Source organism: Oculatella sp. FACHB-28 (genome assembly GCF_014696015.1).
Lineage (GTDB): Bacteria > Cyanobacteriota > Cyanobacteriia > Elainellales > Elainellaceae > JAAUTN01.
The window spans coordinates 297,507-318,270 of the sequence record NZ_JACJPJ010000035.1 but is presented as its reverse complement, the minus strand read 5'-3'; the positions used below and the strand labels follow the sequence as shown (position 1 = coordinate 318,270).

At 51.1% G+C, this 20,764-nt stretch carries 19 protein-coding genes; 10 read left to right on the top strand and 9 right to left on the bottom strand.

Features of this window, described 5'->3' with window-relative positions; genetic code table 11:
- The first annotated feature begins 72 nt into the window (after window positions 1–72).
- A complete protein-coding gene (locus tag H6F88_RS03895) occupies window positions 73–633 on the top strand; it encodes a peroxiredoxin (RefSeq protein ID WP_190641412.1) in 561 nt (186 codons plus the stop codon).
- 10 nt (window positions 634–643) lie between these two features.
- Here H6F88_RS03895 and H6F88_RS03890 read toward each other — a convergent pair whose 3' ends face one another.
- Window positions 644–1,495 carry a prephenate/arogenate dehydrogenase gene (locus H6F88_RS03890; protein ID WP_190641411.1) on the bottom strand — a complete coding sequence of 284 codons (852 nt, stop codon included), beginning with the start codon at window positions 1,493–1,495 and terminating at the stop codon, window positions 644–646.
- A 176-nt stretch (window positions 1,496–1,671) separates the two neighbouring features.
- Between H6F88_RS03890 and H6F88_RS03885 the strand changes: the two genes are divergently transcribed.
- From H6F88_RS03885 to H6F88_RS03865, 5 genes are all read left to right on the top strand, one after another.
- Complete coding sequence (locus H6F88_RS03885; RefSeq protein ID WP_190641410.1) at window positions 1,672–3,261, top strand: helicase C-terminal domain-containing protein; 1,590 nt, start codon at window positions 1,672–1,674, stop codon at window positions 3,259–3,261.
- Between the two features lie 147 nt (window positions 3,262–3,408).
- On the top strand, window positions 3,409–3,621 hold the full coding sequence (locus H6F88_RS03880; protein WP_190641409.1) for a DUF2839 domain-containing protein: 213 nt from the start codon (window positions 3,409–3,411) through the stop codon (window positions 3,619–3,621).
- Window positions 3,622–4,031: 410 nt separating this feature from the next.
- On the top strand, window positions 4,032–5,999 hold the full coding sequence (locus tag H6F88_RS03875) for a 5'-nucleotidase C-terminal domain-containing protein (protein ID WP_190641408.1): 1,968 nt from the start codon (window positions 4,032–4,034) through the stop codon (window positions 5,997–5,999).
- Between the two features lie 377 nt (window positions 6,000–6,376).
- A complete protein-coding gene (locus tag H6F88_RS03870; protein ID WP_190641407.1) occupies window positions 6,377–7,057 on the top strand; it encodes a tetratricopeptide repeat protein in 681 nt (226 codons plus the stop codon).
- A 59-nt stretch (window positions 7,058–7,116) separates the two neighbouring features.
- Entirely contained in the window at window positions 7,117–7,794 is a 678-nt protein-coding gene (locus tag H6F88_RS03865) for a PPC domain-containing protein (protein ID WP_190641406.1), read from the top strand.
- Here the strand turns inward: H6F88_RS03865 and H6F88_RS03860 are convergent.
- The 6 genes from H6F88_RS03860 to H6F88_RS03835 form a co-directional block, all read right to left on the bottom strand.
- Window positions 7,791–8,249 (bottom strand): GatB/YqeY domain-containing protein, encoded by a 459-nt coding sequence (locus H6F88_RS03860; protein ID WP_190641405.1) that lies wholly within the window; start codon window positions 8,247–8,249, stop codon window positions 7,791–7,793. The genes H6F88_RS03865 and H6F88_RS03860 overlap by 4 nt on opposite strands.
- Before the next feature lie 117 nt (window positions 8,250–8,366).
- Window positions 8,367–9,140, bottom strand: a complete 774-nt coding sequence (locus H6F88_RS03855; RefSeq protein ID WP_190641404.1) for an HAD family hydrolase — start codon at window positions 9,138–9,140, stop codon at window positions 8,367–8,369.
- A gap of 4 nt (window positions 9,141–9,144) precedes the next feature.
- Complete coding sequence (purQ, locus tag H6F88_RS03850; protein WP_190641403.1) at window positions 9,145–9,852, bottom strand: phosphoribosylformylglycinamidine synthase subunit PurQ; 708 nt, start codon at window positions 9,850–9,852, stop codon at window positions 9,145–9,147.
- On the bottom strand, window positions 9,849–10,124 hold the full coding sequence (gene purS, locus H6F88_RS03845; protein ID WP_190641402.1) for a phosphoribosylformylglycinamidine synthase subunit PurS: 276 nt from the start codon (window positions 10,122–10,124) through the stop codon (window positions 9,849–9,851). The genes purQ and purS overlap by 4 nt, the downstream gene beginning before the upstream one ends.
- 45 nt (window positions 10,125–10,169) lie before the next feature.
- Window positions 10,170–10,739, bottom strand: a complete 570-nt coding sequence (locus H6F88_RS03840) for a L,D-transpeptidase family protein (RefSeq protein ID WP_242050369.1) — start codon at window positions 10,737–10,739, stop codon at window positions 10,170–10,172.
- A gap of 73 nt (window positions 10,740–10,812) precedes the next feature.
- Window positions 10,813–13,074, bottom strand: coding sequence for a DUF1565 domain-containing protein (locus H6F88_RS03835; protein ID WP_190641401.1), 2,262 nt, complete (start codon window positions 13,072–13,074; stop codon window positions 10,813–10,815).
- Window positions 13,075–13,274: 200 nt separating this feature from the next.
- Here H6F88_RS03835 and H6F88_RS03830 point away from each other — a divergent pair, with 200 nt between their 5' ends.
- The 3 genes from H6F88_RS03830 (at window position 13,275) to H6F88_RS03820 (ending at window position 15,907) form a co-directional block, all read left to right on the top strand.
- On the top strand, window positions 13,275–14,357 hold the full coding sequence (locus tag H6F88_RS03830; RefSeq protein ID WP_190641400.1) for a thiamine phosphate synthase: 1,083 nt from the start codon (window positions 13,275–13,277) through the stop codon (window positions 14,355–14,357).
- A 30-nt stretch (window positions 14,358–14,387) separates the two neighbouring features.
- Window positions 14,388–14,615 (top strand): sulfur carrier protein ThiS, encoded by a 228-nt coding sequence (gene thiS / locus H6F88_RS03825; RefSeq protein WP_190641399.1) that lies wholly within the window; start codon window positions 14,388–14,390, stop codon window positions 14,613–14,615.
- 335 nt (window positions 14,616–14,950) lie between these two features.
- Window positions 14,951–15,907 carry a DUF1517 domain-containing protein gene (locus tag H6F88_RS03820; protein ID WP_190641398.1) on the top strand — a complete coding sequence of 319 codons (957 nt, stop codon included), beginning with the start codon at window positions 14,951–14,953 and terminating at the stop codon, window positions 15,905–15,907.
- A gap of 67 nt (window positions 15,908–15,974) precedes the next feature.
- Here the strand turns inward: H6F88_RS03820 and H6F88_RS03815 are convergent, their stop codons facing one another.
- Window positions 15,975–16,688, bottom strand: a complete 714-nt coding sequence (locus tag H6F88_RS03815; protein WP_190641397.1) for a TIGR04283 family arsenosugar biosynthesis glycosyltransferase — start codon at window positions 16,686–16,688, stop codon at window positions 15,975–15,977.
- Window positions 16,685–17,317 carry a TIGR04282 family arsenosugar biosynthesis glycosyltransferase gene (locus H6F88_RS03810; protein ID WP_199333428.1) on the bottom strand — a complete coding sequence of 211 codons (633 nt, stop codon included), beginning with the start codon at window positions 17,315–17,317 and terminating at the stop codon, window positions 16,685–16,687. Before H6F88_RS03810 ends, H6F88_RS03815 begins: the two co-directional genes overlap by 4 nt.
- Before the next feature lie 185 nt (window positions 17,318–17,502).
- Here H6F88_RS03810 and H6F88_RS03805 point away from each other — a divergent pair, with 185 nt between their 5' ends.
- Complete coding sequence (locus H6F88_RS03805; protein ID WP_190641396.1) at window positions 17,503–20,601, top strand: valine--tRNA ligase; 3,099 nt, start codon at window positions 17,503–17,505, stop codon at window positions 20,599–20,601.
- The last annotated feature ends 163 nt before the right edge of the window (window positions 20,602–20,764 follow it).

Sequence of the window (20,764 nt, the reverse complement as noted above, 5' to 3'; positions counted from 1 at the left end):
TGGAAGTCATCTAGATTTCTGTAAAATTATGTTAACTTAACCCCACAGTTGTGATTTGCTCACCCCTTGCCTATGTCGCGTCGCCTTCTGCTCCATCTTCTCTTTGTTTGTTGCTTCACGCTAATCACTCTCGGCTTTACACCATCTGCCCTGGCTTTGGGCGGAACGCAGCCACCGCTCGACCAGCCTGCCCCAGGATTTACTTTGCCAACCAATACAGGTGATGGTGAAATTTCGCTATCTGACTATCGCGGGCAGTGGGTTGTAGTTTATTTCTATCCCAAAGATTTCACGTCCGGTTGCACGTTAGAGGCGCGTCGGTTTCAGCAAGATCTACCTCAGTATCAGGAAAGGAATACGCAGATTTTAGGTATCAGTGCCGATGATGTCGATTCTCATGCTGAGTTTTGTGACGCTGAGGGTCTGCGGTTCCCGCTGTTGGCTGACGTGGACGGTGCAGTTAGCAAGGCATACGGTTCCTGGCTAGGTTACGTTTCGCTGCGGCACACCTACTTGATTGACCCAGAAGGCATTTTGCGGGAGCGCTATATCGGCGTACAGCCAGCAATTCACAGCACTGAAGTGCTGACCCGACTGGACGAATTACAGGGAGTTGCTTCCAGCGCTGCATGAGCTTTAGAAGTTATTCCTTTTCTGAGTCTGACAAAAACTGAGGACGGGCGGTTTGGGTTTGGGTGAGTAGCTGCTGCACTGAATTCCAATCTGATTGCTCAATTTGGGTAATGACCTGATCAAGCTGGTGACGGTAGGCGTGGAGCGATCGCACCAGTTCATCTTGGTTGTATTCCGCCATCATTCTGCCCAATTCGGGGTTGCCGCCACCAACGCGGCTAGTATCTCGAAAGCCAGAACTAGCGATCGATTGAGCTAAAGCTAAGACTTCTGCACTGGATTCACTCAAGCAGGTAGCAATTAGGCTAGCGCTAACCATTACAGGCAAGTGAGAAATCCAGGCAACTGCCCGATCGTGAGCTTCAGGAGAACAGTGGTAAACCTGCGCTTGGAGCGATCGCGCTAGTTCTGCCACAGTTTCTACAGCTTTAGCGGGGGTGCTGTCAATCGGGGTGAGTACGTAAGGTCGATTGACGAATAAACCTGTCAGAGCCGCATCCAGTCCGCTCTCGGCAGTACCCGCCATTGGGTGTCCGCCTACGAAATTTTGCCAGTGGGGAGCGATCGCCCTGACCACCGATCCCTTGACCGAACCTACATCCGTGAGGATGGTGCTGGAGGAAAAATGAGGGAGCAGTTGCGTCACGGTAGACTCGATTGCTCCCAGTGGCGTGCAAAGAAATACTACATCTGCTTTTGCCATGAGTGCCAGGTCGGGACTGGCATGATCGACGATTTGACGGGCAATCGCCTGCTCACAGGTTTCAGGACGACGGCTGACTCCAAAAATCGTGTGCTGATGCCGCAAATCTAACGCTAGCGATCCACCAATTAAACCCAGCCCAACAATCCCAATATTCATAACCAATCCATTGAGTGAGACTGATTTGATTTTTGTGTAAATGCGGGCAGAATGCCCACATTTACACAAAAATCTGAATACACTCATTCAGTCAAGTGGACTTATGGTAGCGGATGGCGAGTCTTAGGGTTTGTGTCACAATGAAGTTCATTCGTTAGTGGAAAAACTCCAGGCTCGTGATTGAGGTAGAAGTCCACCAGCAACTCCGCGCTTTCCTGCGAGAGCAGGGCGAACCCTATTGGCCGCACCATTTGACAATGGCTCGGCTAGTTGCCCGTGCATTGCGCTTGGGGCGGAGTGCGTTGATTCAAGCGGGGACTCCTTCTGGCTATCATGGGCGCTACCGCCTTAGCTACTTGATGCCTGCCCTGCTGTGGCAAGGCTCTGCAATTTTGGTGGTACCCGAAGCCGTGCAGCAGCGGCTCCTGATGGTTGAGATTCCGCGCCTGAGACAGTGGATTCCGACTCACAAGGCAATTCAGACGGGCGATCGCTGGCCCAGCAAAGATTTTGAAGGGCTGCTGCTGACTTCTCCTCAGTCCTGGTTGACCGATCGGCTGTTTGCTCAGGGCCGCTTTCCCGATGGCATTCCCACCCTTCTAGACGGCGTAGATGATTTAGAGATCTGGGCACGCGATTTGTTGACCGTCAACATTCAGCCGCAGGATTGGGATCAGCTAATGCTGGCGTGCCCTGACCAGGCAGAACTGATTCGTGATGCCAGAGTGCAGTTGACGCGCTCGATCTTTCAGCATCCTGCTAATCCTTATAATTGCTATCTGGTTGAACCGCCAGAACTGGAGATTTTGCACTCGCTACATGAAGCTTTACAGACTGCTAATGCAGCATCTGCTGCGCTGGATGGTGTGGTTGCACAGAATGAGAATGAGCGGCGATCGCGCTGTCTGCCTGAAACCTGGAATCACTTCTGGCAAGGCTTGCAGTCCGAAAACCAATTCACCTGGACAGAAATTGCTAGACGGCAAGGTCAATTTTCTCTCCACTGTGGCCCAGCAGAAGTGGCAACCGCGTTAACCCCCATCTGGACAAAACAGCCCGTCGTGCTGATCGGCGGTGCCCTGGACTTAGAGCCAGAAGCAACTATGTATCGGCAGCGCGTCGGTTTAGAGGATCTGACCTGCATCAAGTTTTCGCCTGATCGCCAGAATGAGCTAATTCAGCTTTACCTGCCCGATGGGCTACCCATGCCCAACACCCCCCATTTCCAGCCTGCGCTAATGCAGGAGATGCGAGAGCTTCTAGGACTCAGCACGGCTGGGCAAGGTCTGACCGTTGTACTGATTGGTGACGTACCGCTGAAAGCCCAGGTTGGCTCAGTGTTGGCGGCCGAGTTTGGTTCACGGGTTCAAGTTGAAAAAACTTGCCTTGATGATCACGGCATTTTGGTTACAGGTTGGGAATTTTGGCGACAAAATCAAGCCGTCTTGCCTGCGCCTCATCTGCTGGTAATTGCCACATTACCGATTCCCTCTTTGGAAGAACCGTTGGTGGCGGGTCGAGTGGCTTATTACAAAAAGCATCGCCAGGACTGGTTCCGACTTTATCTCTTGCCCGAAGCGCTGAGCGAATTGCAGCGGGCGATCGCCCCTGTGCGTGAATCCCAGGGCGTTGTGGCCCTGCTCGACAACCGAGTCAACCATCGCAGCTACGGACATCAAGTGCTTTCAGCCCTCAGTCCCCTCGCCCGTATTGACTATGTCGATCCTGGATTGTTTACTCAACTAGACTATTCCATGTTTGACTAGCGTTCTAAAAAAGGCAGCATTAAAGGAAATTGGCATTAACTCAAAACTTCTTTACTTTCATTCCCCCTTTACTCACGGCTATCGCTCCTGACAAAACGTTATTATCAGCATCAGACTACGTTTAGTGAGACTCGATGGGATAGAGACATGGGAGACGCAAAACGCCGCAAGGAATCTCTGGGGGATAAGTACGGACAGGAAGAGAATATCCTTTCGTGGCTGCCGATCAAAAAGAGTCAAGCCCGCCAGTTCGTCAACCTCAGCACCCGTGGCGCATGGGTTGGGATTGGTCTTTTGGTTGCTTACTGGGTTGTGGTTCGATTCCTTGGTCCTGGCTTGGGCTGGTGGGAAGTCAACTGAGTATGGCTCAGTGGTAATGAGTACCTGATACTAATCTCCCTAGGGCCTGTTTTAAAAGCCTGGGGTGAATGCCCTAACCTTGAAGATCCCCTTAATTCCCCCTTTTCAAGGAGAACTCTGAGCGGTTTAGTTCCCTCCTTTTTAAGGAGGGTCAAGGAGAATCAAAAGGTTTTAAAACACTGCCTAATGACCACACTGCTCGATCACCCTCGATTAGTTGAACTTCAAGTGAGGTTATGGGGATGTCTGGCAACTTTTGTGAAGTTGCAGTAAAGCTACAGATAGATGAATAAAGATTAAGTAAATTCTTGATCTCTTGGTCTTTGCTTAACCTCAATACACCTCTACTTAACCTCAACTCGATAGCTTCATGAAGGGTTCCCGCAAATTCATGGATAGGGAGAAACTTCATGACTATCTACAAGTTCATAAGACCCTCAGTTTTGACTGCGGGTGTCGTTAGTCTGGTCGGTTTGCTGAGTTCTGATCCGGCGCAGGCGTTTACACTGACGCTTCTGCAAAACAATGATGCTGAGTCTAGGCTTTTGCCTGCTGGCGACAATGGTGAGATTGCAGGAGCTGCCCGATTTACTACGCTGATTAATCAGCTAAGAGCAAGCGCAACCACAGATGCAGTCGTCACAATTGCCTCTGGCGACAACATTCTGCCAGGAACAACTTTCAATGCCAGTCTTGAGGATGGCATGTTTTACGACGCTGCTGTCTTAGATGCAGTTGGCTACGATGCGATCGCCCTCGGCAACCACGACTTTGATTTTGGACCAGAAATTCTGGCTGACTTCATCAGTAGCGATCAGTTCAGTACTCCTGTGCCCTTCTTGGCAGCAAACTTAGACTTCAGCGGTGAACCACAGCTTCAAGCGTTGGTTGATCAAGGACGAGTTGCTAGTAGCGTAATCGTCGAAAAAGGCGGAGAGAGAATCGGTATCATCGGAGCCATCACGCCTGAACTTCCCTTCATCTCCAGTCCTCGCAATGTAACTGTCGAAAATCCTAACGATGTTGCCGCAGAAGTGCAGGCAGAGATTGATGCTCTAGAAGCTCAAGGTGTTAATAAAATCATTTTGACGACACAGCTACAGTCCATTAACAATGACGTAGCGCTTGCCTCAGAATTGAGCGGCATTGATGTGATTGTCTCTGGGGGCGGTCAAGAACTATTGGCAAATCCTGGCAACCCTCTGTTACCTGCTGACGCTACCACGGCACCCTTTGGACCTTTCCCGCTAGAAGCAACGAATGCTGATGGTGATGCGATTCCTGTAGTCACGACGACAGGAGGATATGAGTATATTGGGCAACTTGAGATTGAATTTGACGATGCCGGGAAGGTAGTTTCCTTTAACGGTAGCCCTGTTCGTGTTTTTGCAGAAGATGGGATTGCGCCTGACCCCAGTGTACAAGCGGAGGCGATCGCGCCTGTTCAGGAATCTGTTGAAGCGTTGGCAGAAAACGTCCTGGCAACTAGCGAAGTAGACTTGGACGGGCAGCGAGGCGACTTCACTGCTGGGACACCTGGAGTAAGAACCCAAGAAACCAACTTGGGCAACCTGATTGCTGACGCCCTACTTGCAACAGGCACAGACCTGGCAGATGATTTTGGCGTTGAGGCTCCTACCATTGCTCTGCAGAACGGAGGCGGCATTCGGAATAACTCCATCATCTCAGCAGGTGATTTTACAGAGTTAGATACTTTCAGCATTCTGCCGTTTGCAAACTTCGTCAGCATCGTGCCAGATGTCAGTGCAGAGCGACTTAAACTGATTCTGGAAAATGCTGTTTCAAATGTTGAAAATACAGACGGACGGTTTGCCCAAATCTCTGGATTTAAGTTTGCCTATGATCTGACGGGTACAGCTCAGGTTACAGATGATGTAACAGGCGAGATTACAACCACTGGCACACGCGTCAAAACTGTGACTTTGAACGACGGTACTGTGATTGTGGAAGACGGGCAAGTTGTCTCTGGCGCACCCAACATTTCCATTGCAACAATCGACTTCTTAGCTAGAGGTGGGGATGAATATCCCTTTGGTGGTGCTGATTTTATCAACTTGGGCACTACCTACCAGCAAGCTCTTGAAGATTATGTAAGCAGCGTGCTGAGCGGTGAAATTACTGCAGAAGACTATTCTGAAGATGCAAGCACTCGCATCTTTGTCGGTGAAATTCCCACGGATCAAATTCCGACTGAGCCAAGTGAACCTGGCGAACCCGGTAAACCTGGCGAACCTGGTGAACCTGATGAACCTGGTGATCCAAGTGTCTCCGTGCCAGAACCCACTTCTGCACTGGCGATGCTAATGTTTGGAGCGCTAGGTGCAGGTTCCCTCCGGCAGCGCAAGCGCAAAGCTTAAGAGGTTTTGCAGGAATTTTTCACCTTTGTGGGGTGAGTGTCTATTCACTCTTATTAGGGCTTTGCTAGCTGCAAGGTAATTTCTTTTCTGTTCCTGATACCCGGTAATCTACCGGGTATTTCTCTTTCTGCTGGTAGAGCAGTGTTTTGGCTATCTTGAGGCCGATATGCGATCGCCTTCACAGCACAATAAATTGCCATCTCAACAAAGCTTCAGATTGCTTATCCGAGAAATATTGATTCGTCAACCGAGAACTGCTTCATACTGCGGTATTTATCAGGAAATGCTTCAGTTCCTGTTGAAGTAACTAGAACCGGGCTATCTTCAAGTCCACATTCATCCACACTCCAGAATCCACAACTAGAAGGTACGTTTTTATGAACAGATGGCTGCAACCTAAAAAACTAGGTTTCATGCTGGCGATGACAGTTGCTTTTGGCGGCTCACTACTTGCGCTACCCCGTCAAGCTCACGCTGATGAAATTTTTCGGCAGCAGGGCACGATTCAACCTGCCCAAAATGAATACACTTTTTCGGGCACTGAAGGTCAAACAGTCACCATCAACCTGACTAGCGCCGATTTCGATACAACCTTAGCCCTGGTGGGTCCGGGTGAGCAAGAAATTGCCTTTAACGATGATTTCGGCGGTAGCCTAAATTCTCGAATTATTGCAACTTTACCTAGCAATGGTGAGTACCGAGTTATTGTGCGCTCTTTTGCCGGAAATGGTGGAGCGTACACGGTTACAGTGAACCCTGCGACAGAGTATGAGCAAGCTTACGCTTCAGCAACAACGCTATATCAAGCAGGCAGCTTTACTGAGGCGATCGCCGCCTTTGGGGAAGCGATCGAGATTGACCCGGCTGAGCCCTCTGCCTACATTGATCGCGGTAATGCTTACCTCGCAACAGGAGAGAATACCGAAGCAGCGATCGCTGATTTTGAGCGGGCAGCCGACCTGTACGAAGAGCGGGGAGAAGTGGACTCAGCCCAGTCTTACCGAGACTACGTTCAGTTTCTCCAGTCGTCTCCTCCTCCTGAGCCGATGCCTTTTTAAGAGGGATTCTTACATCCATTTCTCCTAACTATCACAAGACTCATTTGAGGCTACTTTTCATGATTGACCAACTCCGGCTCAGAAAAATCGGTGTATTAATGGCTGCTGCAACCTTGCTCAGTGGCACATTGTTGTTACCTGCGTACCCGGCTCGTGCTCAAGCTTTGCTAGAGCAGGAGGGGACATTACGTTCGTCTGAAGGCGAACATACTTTCTCTGGAGAAGCAGGACAGTCTGTGATGATCACCGTCACCAGCCCAGACTTTGATACGACGCTGACGCTGCTCGACCCCAATGGAGCAGAAATCGCCTATAACGACGACTATGCTCGCGGACTAAATTCTACAATTGTCTACACATTGCCAACCAGCGGCACTTACAAAGTGGTTGCGCGTTCTCTCTCTGGCACAGGTGGTAGCTATGAACTGGTAGTTGCTGATGCGACCGCTTACGACCAAGCTTATTACCGGGGTATTGCCGCTCGACAGGAAGGCAACTATGCAGCAGCGATCGCCGCTTTTGATGAAGCAATTCGGATTGACTCTAGCCAGCCTGCAATTCATCTAGACCGGGCAGATGTACTCCAAGCGCAAGCTCAGCAGCTTCGTCCCGAAGAGCGTGAGGCGATCGTAGAGAGCTACGAACGGGCAATCGAGCTGTATGAGCAAGCAGGTGACACAGCAAATGCCCAACTGGTTCGCGAACAACTGACGTACTTAGAGACACCACAGTACTAACCGTTCAGTTTGGTTTTCACCATTGCCTGAATTTTTTGCCCGTCAGCCCGACCTTTAAGTTGCTGCATCACGGGGCCCATCACCTTCCCCATATCTTTTGCAGAACTGGCTCCAGTTCTAGAAATTACTTCATCGATTACCTGGCTCACTTCCTCGTCTGAGAGTTGTTGAGGCAGGTATTCTTCTATGATGGTGAGTTCTTGGGCTTCTTGATCGGCTAAATCAGTTCGTCCAGCTTTTTGATATTGTTCGATTGAGTCTCGCCGCTGTTTGGCAAGCTGAGCAAGCACTTCAAGCTCTTGAGTTTCGTTTAGTTCGGTTTGCCCTTGAGGACGAACACTCACTTCTTTTTCTAGCAATACTTTTTTGATACTACGAACCGTTTCCAGGCGAGTCTTATCTTTCGCCTTCATCGCCGTTTTGATATCTTCTGTAATTCGATCTTTTAGACTCATCGGTTTCTCGTAGTTATTCAAGTAGGCGATCTACTTCAGAGAATATATCCCTGCAAGACTAGCACAACTATATTGGACATTATTGGACATTTGACGCGATCGCCCTTACACCTGATATCAACAATTGGCTTCGATCACGTTTCTGGCGACTTCACAAAAGCCCTCTGCTTCAGCGGCATGGGTAACAAAGGCAGGCTGATGAATCAGGCGATCGCGATAGTGCAGCACATTTGCTACACCGACAGAAAGGGGAAAGCGATCGCTATCGAATAAGCTCTCATCATTAGGACTGTCACCAATGGTTAATACCTGGTCAGGTTGCACATCAGCAAAATGATGCTGCAAAACATGAGTGAGAGCGATCGCTTTATCCTGATGCAGCGTTTTAATGTGACATTGCACAGTGCTATAGGTAAAGCTCCAACCTTGAGCCTGACAGCGATCGCTCAAAAACTGTAATTCCGTCTCGGTGAGTTTTTGGATATCAAATGTCCAGTCGCTGAGGCGAAAGCGATTATCACCAGATTCTTCCAGATGAGGAAAGTGAGTTTGCAAATCTGCAAAGGTCTGGGCTAGCTTTTGACGATGCTCAATCAAATTGGGGATGGGTACAACCATCTCACTAATATCAGGCTGAAAGTAAGCCAAGCCGCCATTTTCAGCGATCGCGCCCACAACAGGCAAATAACTCACCAGTCCATTTACCCAACCCGCCGAACGTCCCGTCACAATGAGAACTGGAATGTTGGCGATCGCCAGTTCTTGCAGGGCTTGCAGCAAGTTTGCTGTGAACTTCCCCTGGTGAGTTAGCGTACCGTCCATGTCGGTCGCAATCAGGCGAACCTGCTTTAGCTTGTTCTGGGAAGCTTGAGATAGAGGAATAAGTGGCATGACCCTATCCCTTCACCCCAATCGCTCCCAATCCTAGTAACACCCCTTCAAACAGTTTTCTGCCGTCTGTATTGCCCAAGGCTGGGTCGGATGCTCTTTCAGGGTGAGGCATCATTCCCAGCACGTTTCCCTGACGGTTACAGATGCCAGCAATGTTGTTGAGAGAGCCGTTGCAATTGGATGCTGCGGTTACTGCACCAGAGGCATCGCAATAGCGGAATAGCACCTGTCCGTTGGCTTCTAGCGCTGCCAGGGTGTCTGCATCGGCATAGTAGCAGCCTTCACCATGAGCAATCGGCAAGGTAATGACTTGCCCTTTTTGATATGCCTGTGTCCAGGGTAGATCGGTGCGCTCTACTTTGAGGGAGACGCGATCGCAAATAAAGTGCAAATCGCGATTTCGCATCAGCGCTCCGGGCAATAGTCCAGCTTCGGTCAACACCTGAAAGCCATTGCAAATTCCCATCACCAGCTTGCCTTGTTCTGCATGACGCACGGTAGCTTGCAGAGCGGGTGAAAAGCGGGCGATCGCCCCACAGCGCAAATAATCACCATAGCTAAAGCCACCCGGAATGATAATCACATCCAGGTCGGACAGGTCGCTTTCCTCATGCCACACCATTCGGGTTGGCTGATTTAGCAAATCCCGCATCACCATTGCTACGTCGCGATCGCAATTAGAACCAGGAAAAACAATCACACCAAATTTCATAAACTCTTAGCCTCTGCCGTTTCTAGTAATTCAAACCGATAATTTTCAATCACTGGATTCGCCAGCAGTTGGTCACACATCCGATCAAGCTGCTGTTTGGCGGAGGCTTCATCTGCGGCGGTCAGGGTTAGCTCAACGTATTTGCCGATTCTGATGCGCTCAACGTTGTCGTAGCCGAGATGCTTTAGCCCCGACTGCACAGCCGTACCTGCCGGATCGAGAACTGAAGGGCGGAGCGTAACATAGATTCGAGCCTGGTAAGTTTGAGTCACAGTTTTTCTTGGAGCAACTTTGAGAAACGGGTTCTGCTAAGCATCTTAGGGCTTAACGACGACAGTTGTGCCAACTGCAACCTGAGCAAACATTGCTTCAATGTCTCGGTTTAGCATTCGGACACAGCCGTGGGAAATTGCCTGTCCAATGCCGTCTTCCTGGTTGGTGCCGTGGAACCCAATTTGGCTACTGTCGTCTGCCCAAAAGCCAATCCAGCGCGAACCCAACGGGTTGTCTGGTCCAGGCGGAATCACCTGCTTGGTAATCGGGTGCTGCCAATTTGGGCGAGGCTCCATGTCTGTCACACGAAACGTGCCCGTTGGCGTTTCCCAACCTGCCTGCCCCACTGCTACGGGGTAGGTGGCGTGCAGTTTGTCCTGTTTGTAAACCGAAACTTCGCGATCGCTCAAATCGATGACTAAACGAACGGTCCTTGCTGCCGCAGTCGAAACGTTTGCATGAGCCGCAAGCATCCTTGTCTCTGATGCAGAACCGGGAAGTTTAATACTAAATGAGGCAGTCGAACCCACTTGCCACTGCGCCGCAATCAATAAACTTGCGGTGGCAAAGCTGAGAAACATAAAGCTGCGAGAGAGGAGTTCGTTCCTTGCCATTAACCCTATCCAGGTCAGTAACCCTTACCTACTAGGTTGCCTCAAAAAATAGGGTTTTGGCAAAGATCAAGGCTCAGTCTACGGGCTGAACCATTGCTCTAAAACCGCTTCTGTTTAGCATTTGGGCCGCTTCATCAGCAAGGGAGCGATCGCCAAACGCCCCTGCCTGCATCATCGTTCGACCGTTGGCATAGGTACGGAACGCACCCGGAACGACCGATCGCACTTCTGACTGCATACTCTCACTATCCGCCTCCACCAAAACTCGATAGCGCACAAACGCCGCACCGCCGCTGTAGCTGCCACTACCCAAGATGCTGGTGCGGTTGTAAGAACTGTTTGCCGCCGATACAGTTGGCAAACTGCCAATGTTACCAACTGGAATATTCCCACTCGGCACAGGCAACAGGTTGGCAGAACGCACCGGATTTGCTGCCCTGGGAGCTACAGGAGCTTGAGCAGGAGTCGGCATACCGCTAGCCGGAGGGGGCACCGGAATCTCAATAGGAGCATCAGTTGCAGTTGCAGTCCGGTTGGAAGGGGCACCGGGCGATCGCTCTGGTGAACGGCTCACAACAACTTCTCGCATCGGTTGCGCTGCCGGAGCGGGTGTAGAAGAACTGGAAGGCGGCAGCACGGGAATTTCAATTGGCGCATCTGCAGCAGGAACAGTTGCCGCAGTTGTCCGGGCAGGCACCTGTGGTCGGGCAGTTTGCTCAGGTCGGACAGTCTGCTCAGGTCGGACAGTTGGAGCAGATTGGGTAGTTGGAGCAGATTGGGTAGTCTGTCCGGGTCGAGCAGGGGACTGGTTCCGGGCAGGGGGCGTTATTTGAGTTGATGGTGGCGGTACCGGAATTTCGACTGCATCAGCAGTGCTGGGAATAGCTACATTCGGGCGAATTGCTGCTGGAGTAGGGGGTTGGGCTGAAATGGCGGAAGGTTGGGAAGCTGAAGGTCGAGAGACAGGAGGTCGGGCAACTGAAGATTGAGAAGCTGGAGGCTGAGAAGCTGGAGGCTGAGAGAGTGTGACTGCTGGTGCAGATTCTAAATTTGGTAAGGCTGAAAAGCCTGCCTCTGAGTTAGGTGGAGCCGTTGGACGAGTGGCAACGGGGGAGGGTGCAGGTTGACTCACAGGAGCAGGAGCCGACGAGGTTGTAGAAGATGGAGTTGCAGGTGGGATCGCAGACGGTACAGGGAGGGGCTGGCGTGCAACGGGTACAGGACGGGCAGCAGGAGCAGCAGGAGCAGGAGCAACGCCAGTCAAATCAACTCGTCCGGTGGTGCGATCGCTCGCTATCTGATTGCCAAATGCTGGAATTTCTTGACTGGTCGCACTAGCGTTTACGTCCTGACGGGCATTGTCACGAAATTGGTTGTTGCCTGGTTCGTTTGCTGTGCCTAAGTCAGGAAAAGATTGGGCGATCGCCACCAGTCCATCCCGGCGGTTGGACTCAATTACGTTGTCTCGCAGCGTCGGACGGGCATTTTCTTGCACCACAATGCCGTCCTGATTTTGACGAATTTGATTGCCGACGATTAGCGGCGCTGCATTCTCGTTTACGTTGATGCCAAATCCGGTTCGTTCAAACACGTTTTCTCGAATTTCCGGGCGAGACGTGCCATAAACGGTGATGCCATTGGCCCCATTTTGAACAAAAGCATTGCCACGAATCACCGGAGCGCTATTTCCCGTTACTGAAATGCCGTCGTGGCTGCTGCCCGTGAAAGTATTGTTGTTTACCGTCGGACTGCTCGACTCAATCCACAGCCCATAACCGCGAGGGTTAGGATTCATCACAGTGACTCCCGTTAACACTGCTTCGTCTTCGCCCAAAATCGTCACGTTCTGGCTAGCAGAAGTCCGGCTGAGAAACGTTCCTCCGCCCTGAATCACAATTCCTCGTCCCCTTGCTCCCGGCTCTCCTTGAATCGTCACACCAGCCTTCAGCTCCAGTGGAAAGGTTTCTCCTGACTCAGCTCTGTAAGTTCCTGGTGACAGCAAAATGACTGTGTTAGATTGTGCATTCTGAAGTGCCTGGGTAATCGTTCGCAGGGCGTTTTGCTGGCTGCTGCCGTTATTGCTATCGTTGCCCAAAGTCGGGTTGACGAATAACAGATTCGCTGAGCTTGGAGCCGATGCTTGAGCAATCTCAATCGAGTTTGGTTGGGTCTGGGGAATGGTTTGGGCTTGAGTGCTGAGGGGAGCGACCGCACTCATACCTCCCATGCTAACTACAACTGCGGCAACCCACCCTAACTGCACCAGCGCTCGAACGGGCAACATCGATACGCTAAAGAACATATCTTGCGGATTGGGGCAACAAACAACGCTCATTAACTGTCCTCCCGACACCAGGAACCATCGGCACCACAACAAACGGCAGACTTACCATCTGATCACGATTGCAACAGTTTTAATACATTCAGCGCCAATCAGCTAGAGGTTTTTGTAACTTTTTTGCAACTAGAAACAATCACCATCAATTAGCAAATTCCGTTCGGCTGTTAGGATGAGTAATTAATAGGAATGTTGTGATGGGTGAGACACATAGCCAGCAAAAGCTCTCGGAGTCTGCGATCTACCGAATTTTAGATGCCAATTTAGACCGCGCCCGTGAAGGGTTGAGAATCGTTGAAGAATGGTGTCGATTTGGGTTAAATAGCACCAAATTCACCGACGAGTGTAAGCATCTGCGGCAGGAGTTAGCACGCTGGCACAGTTTTGAAATTCGCACGGCACGAGACACCCCAGGCGACCCAGGAACAGAACTAACCCACCCGCAAGAAGAACAGCGTTCTAGCTTGCGAGACGTATTGGTGGCTAATTTCTGCCGTATTCAGGAAGCCCTACGGGTACTGGAGGAATATGGCAAGGTCTATCATGCTGACCTGTCAGCCGCCTGTAAGCAGATTCGCTATCGGGTCTACACACTCGAAAGCGACCTGATGGGACATCAGCGACATCAGAAATTGAGGCGATCGCACCTCTACCTCGTCACCTCTCCCGCTGACAATCTCTTCTCAGTCGTTGAAGCTGCCCTTCAGGGTGGGCTAAGCCTGGTGCAGTACCGCGATAAAAACGCAGATGACACCACCCGCATTCACACCGCCGAAAAGCTGAAGCAAATCTGTCACCGTTACGACGCCCTGTTCATCATGAATGATCGGGTTGACTTAGCTTTAGCTGTAGACGCAGACGGAGTGCATTTAGGACAACAAGACATTCCCATTTCATTAGCTCGACAAATTTTAGGGCCGCAGCGCCTAGTAGGACGTTCTACGACCAATCCAGATGAACTGCATCGGGCATTGCGAGAAGGCGCAGACTATGTTGGCGTTGGGCCAGTTTACGAGACTCCTACTAAAGCGGGTAAAGCTGCCGCAGGTCCGGAATACGTTCGCTACGCAGCTGAACATGCTCGCATTCCCTGGTTTGCGATCGGCGGCATTGACACTGACAACTTGAGTGAAGTGCTGTCTGCCCGTGCAGAACGAGTTGCTGTAGTTCGTTCCATCATGCAGGCAGAGCAGCCCACCTTAATCACCCAATACTTTGTCTCCCAGCTAGCCCGAATCCAAACAATTCGAGAAAGCGATACCCGTAGTCATGTTCATTGATTCAGAATTATTCAGGCATTGATTTAGGCCATGTCTAACGCTTCTAATTCAAACTCTATTTCGCTGCAAGTGAATGGGGAGCCGAAAGCCTGTGCGCCTCATACTCCGTTGCCCCAATTTTTGGAACAGTTAAACATGAATCCGCGCCTGGTAGCAGTGGAGTATAACGGCGAGATTTTGCACCGCCAGTTTTGGCAGGAAACGGAAATTCAAGAGGGCGATCGCCTTGAGATTGTCACCATCGTTGGCGGTGGCTAAATGCAAAACCAGCAAATTTTCCTAGAGATTCCTCAGTCTATACGGGTACGGTTATCCACCTAAAATCTGCCTTAAGCTTGCTTCCTGTAAGGCTTAGAAGGCGATACAGTAAAGAGGTGGTGACTTGTAACGATTGCTTAACAAGCAGTTCATTAAATGGGTCGCTCACCCTTGGGTGGTGGAGCTGGATTCTTCCAGGTAACCGTGAACAAGAGTTTCTAGCCCGTTGCTAGTTGTCTCGATAAGTTGCGAAAACATAAAGAACACCTAAGAAAACCACTGGAAGAGCCAGAGCCAAATATAGTTTTAAATTCAGCTTGGATAGGCACAGTCTTATGTACAAGAAACTGTTTGCACTGATCAAACCCCTTCTCAAACCGTTACTCCTCGCTAGCTTAGTCATTACCCTGGTTTTCAGTCAGGCAGATGGTGCCCTAGCAGCTAGAGGTGGTCGTATTGGCGGCGGTAGTTTTAGAGCTGCACCGAGCCGCACCTATGCACCCCCTAGCCGCACCTATGCTCCTCCAGGTGGTGGATACTATCCTGGTGGCGGTTTTGGCTTCCCTTTCATCATCCCCTTCTTTGGCGTGGGCGGTGGTTTTGGCGGTTTGTTCTCAATTTTGATTTTCCTGTCAGTTGCCAGCTTCCTGGTTCGCAGCTTCCGTCAAATTCAGGGTGGTGAAGACGGAATAGGCTATAGCAGCAGCAGTCCCTCAATCTCGGTCGCACGGGTGCAGGTGGGTCTCCTAGCAAATGCTCGAACCCTGCAAACTGACTTCGATCGCATTGCCAGATCAGCCGACACAGGCTCCTCTGAGGGCTTAGCTCAAGTTCTTCAAGAGACAACCCTGTCTCTCATGCGCCATCCCGAATACTGGGTTTATGGTGCGGCTGAAAATCAGCAGGCACGTCTGGAAGCAGCTGAGGCTCAGTTCAATCGCTTGGCTCTGGCAGAGCGCAGCAAGTTTAGCGAGGAAACGCTCTCTAACGTTAACAACCAGCTTCGACAAGCAAGTCAAAGTGCGTTAGTTAAGGCTGAACCAGGTGGCGAATTAGTTCAGGCAGCACCGGGCGAATACATCGTCGCCACACTCCTAGTTGCTACCCAGAACAAGTTGCAGCTCCCTGCTGTGAACAACACGCAAGACCTGCGCCGTGCCTTAAGCCAGATTGGAGCGATTCCTAGTGAGCAGCTTTTGGCGGTTGAGGTACTTTGGACTCCTCAAGACGAGAACGATACGCTCTCCTCTGAAGATCTGTTGACCGAATATCCTGACCTGAAGTTGATCTAATCTAGTTCAGGTAATGCAAAACCGGGGATTGTAGAGCTATAGCTTTCTACAATCCCCGGTTTTATATCTAGCGAGGGCGGCGATCGCCCCGATACCATCTCACAATCTTCTCTGGCGAAATTCCCAGCAAGTAAGCTGCAATGATCACCTGGTTAAGCAGCGTCGTTCTCATAACCCCTAGCTTTTCCCAGCGTCGGGCTGAGGTGAGGACCGAGGCAGGGGCGATCGCTACCTTCCCCTTTCGGCGCAGCCGCCGAACTAACTCAAAATCTTCCATGATTGGTAGTTCTGGAAAGCCGCCAAGGCGATGAAAGGTTTCTGCTTTCAGAAATAGTGCCTGATCGCCATAGGGCATTTGGAAGTAGCGCGATCGCATATTTACCCCCCACTCCACCAACCTGAGTCCTGGATTCTGCCCGTCAATCCTCAGCGCGAACGCCCCGGCGATCGTTTTGGGTTGAGCTAACGTTTGGCAGATCAGACCAGCGAATTCCTTTGGCAACCGAGTATCGGCATGGAGAAACAGCAAAATCTCCCCGCTTGCGGCTCTTGCCCCAGCGTTCATTTGATAGGCTCGCCCTGGTCTTGAGTGAATGACGCGATCGCCCAAAGATTTCACAATTTCAACGGTTCGATCATGACTGCCACCGTCCACAACGATGATTTCTACGGCAGAAGTGCGAATCTGGTCGAGGATCTGCTGAATCACATTTGCCTCATTCAGCACTGGGATGATGATGGAGATTTTTGGGGAAGGAGAAATTTTGGGGGAATGCCTCACGCTTGGGTTGCCTCCCAGATGGGTAGGTCTTCTGGGTGATCAACATCCGTGAGCGGGGCAAGAGTCGCGATCGCCAATTCCTTTGCCTTCGCGACTGCTATAGTTTGCCGAAAAACTTGGTCAGTTCCCCAGTCAATTCCGCTAAATAGCTCTGGAATCAAGGAACGCAGCCCAATCAAATAGTAGCCCCCATCGGTTGCTGGACCTAAGACCAAATCGTGATCCTGCAATGCCTGAAACGCTTGTGCTAGCGTGGCAGAATCCAGTTCGGGACAATCTATCCCAATCGTCACAACATGCTTGCTACCCGTCTCAAATGCAGACTGAAACGCAAGCCGCATTCGTTCTCCTAGATCACCTGAAGCCTGGGGCTGATAGCTCCAGCGAGAACCAAGCCAGTCTTGCATGAGGGAGCGATCGCCTCCCGCAAATCTAATTTCCACAGATAGAGGGGAATTTAACCTGTCCTGCTGCTGAGCTAGCTTCTCCACCCGTTTCAGAGTGAATTCTGTCATCTGCCGCTGAAGTGCGGCCGCGCCCGCTGCCCCTAAGGCTGGAATTAAGCGAGTTTTAGTTTTGCCAACTTCTGGATATCGGGTAAAAACTATCAGATGGTTTGTCTCTGTCAACTTAATCCTGATTTCATTCTTAAACAGCAGTGTATTTACCCTAGATGAGTTTTAGCTGAAAATGAGCCCTGTCTGCGCCTTTTCGCTGCTTACCCAAACAATTCTCGATGAGCAGCTTGGCGATCGCTCATGGCAAAATTTTAAGTAAACTGAAGAGCTTGCCCTTTTACTTTCCCACTTCCTTCATGACTGCAACCAACTTGCCCAGCCAATACGACCCCTCCTTGACTGAAGCTAAATGGCAACAGCACTGGGAGGAAGATCAGGTCTTTAAAGCAGACCCTAATCAACCGGGTGAGCCGTATTGCGTCGTGATTCCGCCGCCCAACGTCACAGGCAGCTTGCACATGGGTCACGCCTTTGAAAATGCCCTGATCGATACGCTGGTGCGCTATCACCGGATGATCGGGCGCAATACTCTGTGGCTACCGGGAACTGACCACGCCAGCATTGCGGTGCAAACAATCCTAGAGCGGGAGTTGCGATCGCAAGGCAAAACCCGTGACGAGGTCGGACGCGAAGCCTTCCTGGAACGGGCTTGGGAATGGAAGAAAGAATCAGGCGGCACCATCGTGGGACAACTGCGGCGGCTAGGCGTTTCCGTAGATTGGTCACGCGAACGCTTCACGATGGATGAGGGTCTTTCCAAAGCAGTCCTGGAAGCCTTCTCACGTCTCTACAACGAAGGGCTAATCTATCGCGGCCAATATTTGGTGAACTGGTGTCCTGCCAGCCAATCTGCCGTGTCTGACTTGGAGGTGGAAAATCAGGAAGTCAACGGGCACCTCTGGCATTTCCGCTATCCGCTGACGGACGGCTCCGGTTCTGTTGAAGTGGCAACCACTCGCCCTGAGACAATGCTGGGCGATACTGCTGTAGCGGTCAATCCCAAGGACGAGCGCTATAAGCATCTGGTAGGCAAGACGCTGACACTGCCAATTATGGGGCGTGAAATTCCGATTATTGCAGATGAATACGTCGATTCCAGCTTTGGTACGGGCTGTGTGAAAATCACACCAGCCCACGACCTGAATGACTTTGAGATGGGCAAACGCCACAACCTGTCTTTCATCAACATCATGAACAAGGACGGGTCACTTAACGCCAACGCAGGCCCATTTGAGGGACAGGATCGGTTTGAGGCAAGGAAGAACGTGGTGAAGCGCCTGGAAGAGGAAGGCTTCCTGGTGAAAGTAGAGGACTATCGCCACACAGTGCCCTATAGCGATCGCGGCAAAGTCCCCATCGAGCCGCTGCTGTCTACCCAGTGGTTTGTCAAAATTCGCCCTATGGCAGACCGAGCGCTGGAATTTCTCGATCAGCAGGACGATCCCGTTTTCGTACCCGAACGCTGGACGAAGGTGTATCGGGATTGGTTGGTTAGCCTGAAAGACTGGTGCATTTCTCGCCAGCTCTGGTGGGGGCACCAAATTCCCGCCTGGTACGCAATCAATAGAACTGACGGTCAGATTACCGATGACACGCCCTTTGTCGTCGCCACTAGCGAAGCAAATGCTTGGGAGCAAGCACGACAGCAATTTGGCGATGACGTTCAGCTTGCCCAAGACCCTGATGTGCTAGATACCTGGTTTTCATCCGGTTTATGGCCCTTCTCAACTATGGGCTGGCCTGAGCAAACACCCGACCTAGAGCGCTACTACCCCACCACAACGCTGGTTACAGGATTTGACATCATCTTTTTCTGGGTGGCGCGGATGACGATGATGGCAGGGCACTTTACCGGAAAGATGCCGTTCAGCACGGTTTACATTCACGGTCTGGTGCGGGATGAAAACAACAAAAAGATGTCAAAGTCAGCAAATAACGGCATTGACCCGCTGATTCTAATCGACAAATACGGCACTGACGCACTGCGCTACACGCTGATTCGGGAAGTAGCGGGTGCAGGGCAAGATATTCGCCTAGAATATAACCGCAAGACCGACGAATCGGTTTCAGTCGAAGCATCGCGCAACTTTACCAACAAGCTGTGGAATGCTTCTCGGTTTGTGATGATGAATCTGGACGGCAAAACGCCAAAGCAGTTGGGCAAACCTCAGGCGGATGAGTTGGAATTGAGCGATCGCTGGATTCTCTCTCGCTACAACCAGGTAGTTCGCCAAACTCGCGACGACATCGACAACTACGGTTTGGGTGAAGCCGCCAAAGGACTGTATGAGTTCATCTGGGGCGATTTCTGCGACTGGTACATTGAGCTGGTTAAGTCCAGACTGTTCAAGGCACAGTCGGCAGAAGTCAGCCCAGCCGAGCTGAAATCTAGGGAAATTGCTCAGCAGACGCTGGCCCATGTGCTAGACGGCATCCTGCGGCTGCTGCATCCGTTTATGCCGCACATCACCGAGGAAGTTTGGCATACGCTCACGCAGGCTGAAGAAAATCGGTACTTGGCACTTCAGGCTTACCCTGAAGTAGACGAAAGCCTGATTGATGCTGATCTGGAAGCGCAGTTTGACCTATTAATTGGCACCATTCGCACGGTTCGCAACTTGCGGGCTGAGGCAGACATCAAGCCAGGGGTAAAGATTCAAACGAACTTGCAGACAGAGAGCGATCGCGAACAGCAAATCCTTACCGCAGGGCAGGACTACATCAAAGACCTAGCCAAAGTTGAGAATTTGACCATTGAAGCGATCGAACGTCCTGTGGTTCCACGTCCGCTCAAACCTAGCACCCAGACACTCAGTCCGTACCGCAAACCGGCGATCGCTCTGGGATTAATTCTGGCGCTGCTGATTGTCGTCAAAGTTACACTGGGTGTGCTGGATGCTGTAGATAGCCTGCTGCTGATCTCGCCCTTCCTGGAGCTGATTGGGTTAGGGTATACCATCTGGTTTATCTACCGCTTCTTGATCCGTGCGACCGACCGTCAGGGCTTTGCCGAACAACTCGACGCAGTGACAGCGCAAGTTGCAGGCAAAATGTCGTCATCTTCCAATCCTCAAGAGCCTCTGCCACAACCCATAACTCCCACCCAAACGCTGACGGTCGAAAAGCTGCCCCAGCAGCAGATGATCGCCGGAGTCGTGGGCACGGTGCAGGTTCTCATTCCGCTGGAAGGCGTAGTGGATGTAGAAGCGCTGCAAGCTAAGCTGAAAAAGGATTTAGCGAAAGCAGAGTCCGAAAGCCAGATCCTGCGCGATCGCCTCAGCAATCCTAAATTTGTTGATAAAGCTCCGGCAGATGTGGTTCAGGCAGCCAGGAATTCACTCGCTGAGGCGGAGAAGCAGGCAGAGATTTTGCGCGATCGCATCAGCCGTCTCTAACCCTGTGATGGTTGTGGCTTTCACTGAGTAGGGTTAGTCTTCAGAAAACATCAGGCTCCCTTAATAAATTCAGTAAGCCACACCATTTAATCCGGATCAGGTCCCGCTAAGGTGTTAAAGGGTGGTTGTAAGCATCAGGTAATTCCCCTGCTTCTTATAAATG

Excerpts from the sequence above, each read along its gene's own strand:
- H6F88_RS03895 (WP_190641412.1), top strand. The coding sequence starts at position 73 with ATGTCGCGTCGCCTTCTGCTCCATCTTCTCTTTGTTTGTTGCTTCACG.
- H6F88_RS03860 (WP_190641405.1), bottom strand. The coding sequence starts at position 8,249 with ATGAGTCTAAAAGATCGAATTACAGAAGATATCAAAACGGCGATGAAG.
- H6F88_RS03855 (WP_190641404.1), bottom strand. The coding sequence starts at position 9,140 with ATGCCACTTATTCCTCTATCTCAAGCTTCCCAGAACAAGCTAAAGCAG.
- H6F88_RS03870 (WP_190641407.1), top strand. The coding sequence starts at position 6,377 with ATGAACAGATGGCTGCAACCTAAAAAACTAGGTTTCATGCTGGCGATG.
- H6F88_RS03830 (WP_190641400.1), top strand. The coding sequence starts at position 13,275 with ATGGGTGAGACACATAGCCAGCAAAAGCTCTCGGAGTCTGCGATCTAC.
- thiS (WP_190641399.1), top strand. The coding sequence starts at position 14,388 with ATGTCTAACGCTTCTAATTCAAACTCTATTTCGCTGCAAGTGAATGGG.
- H6F88_RS03820 (WP_190641398.1), top strand. The coding sequence starts at position 14,951 with ATGTACAAGAAACTGTTTGCACTGATCAAACCCCTTCTCAAACCGTTA.
- H6F88_RS03840 (WP_242050369.1), bottom strand. The coding sequence starts at position 10,739 with ATGGCAAGGAACGAACTCCTCTCTCGCAGCTTTATGTTTCTCAGCTTT.
- H6F88_RS03805 (WP_190641396.1), top strand. The coding sequence starts at position 17,503 with ATGACTGCAACCAACTTGCCCAGCCAATACGACCCCTCCTTGACTGAA.
- H6F88_RS03890 (WP_190641411.1), bottom strand. The coding sequence starts at position 1,495 with ATGAATATTGGGATTGTTGGGCTGGGTTTAATTGGTGGATCGCTAGCG.
- H6F88_RS03880 (WP_190641409.1), top strand. The coding sequence starts at position 3,409 with ATGGGAGACGCAAAACGCCGCAAGGAATCTCTGGGGGATAAGTACGGA.
- purQ (WP_190641403.1), bottom strand. The coding sequence starts at position 9,852 with ATGAAATTTGGTGTGATTGTTTTTCCTGGTTCTAATTGCGATCGCGAC.
- H6F88_RS03865 (WP_190641406.1), top strand. The coding sequence starts at position 7,117 with ATGATTGACCAACTCCGGCTCAGAAAAATCGGTGTATTAATGGCTGCT.
- H6F88_RS03835 (WP_190641401.1), bottom strand. The coding sequence starts at position 13,074 with ATGAGCGTTGTTTGTTGCCCCAATCCGCAAGATATGTTCTTTAGCGTA.
- H6F88_RS03875 (WP_190641408.1), top strand. The coding sequence starts at position 4,032 with ATGACTATCTACAAGTTCATAAGACCCTCAGTTTTGACTGCGGGTGTC.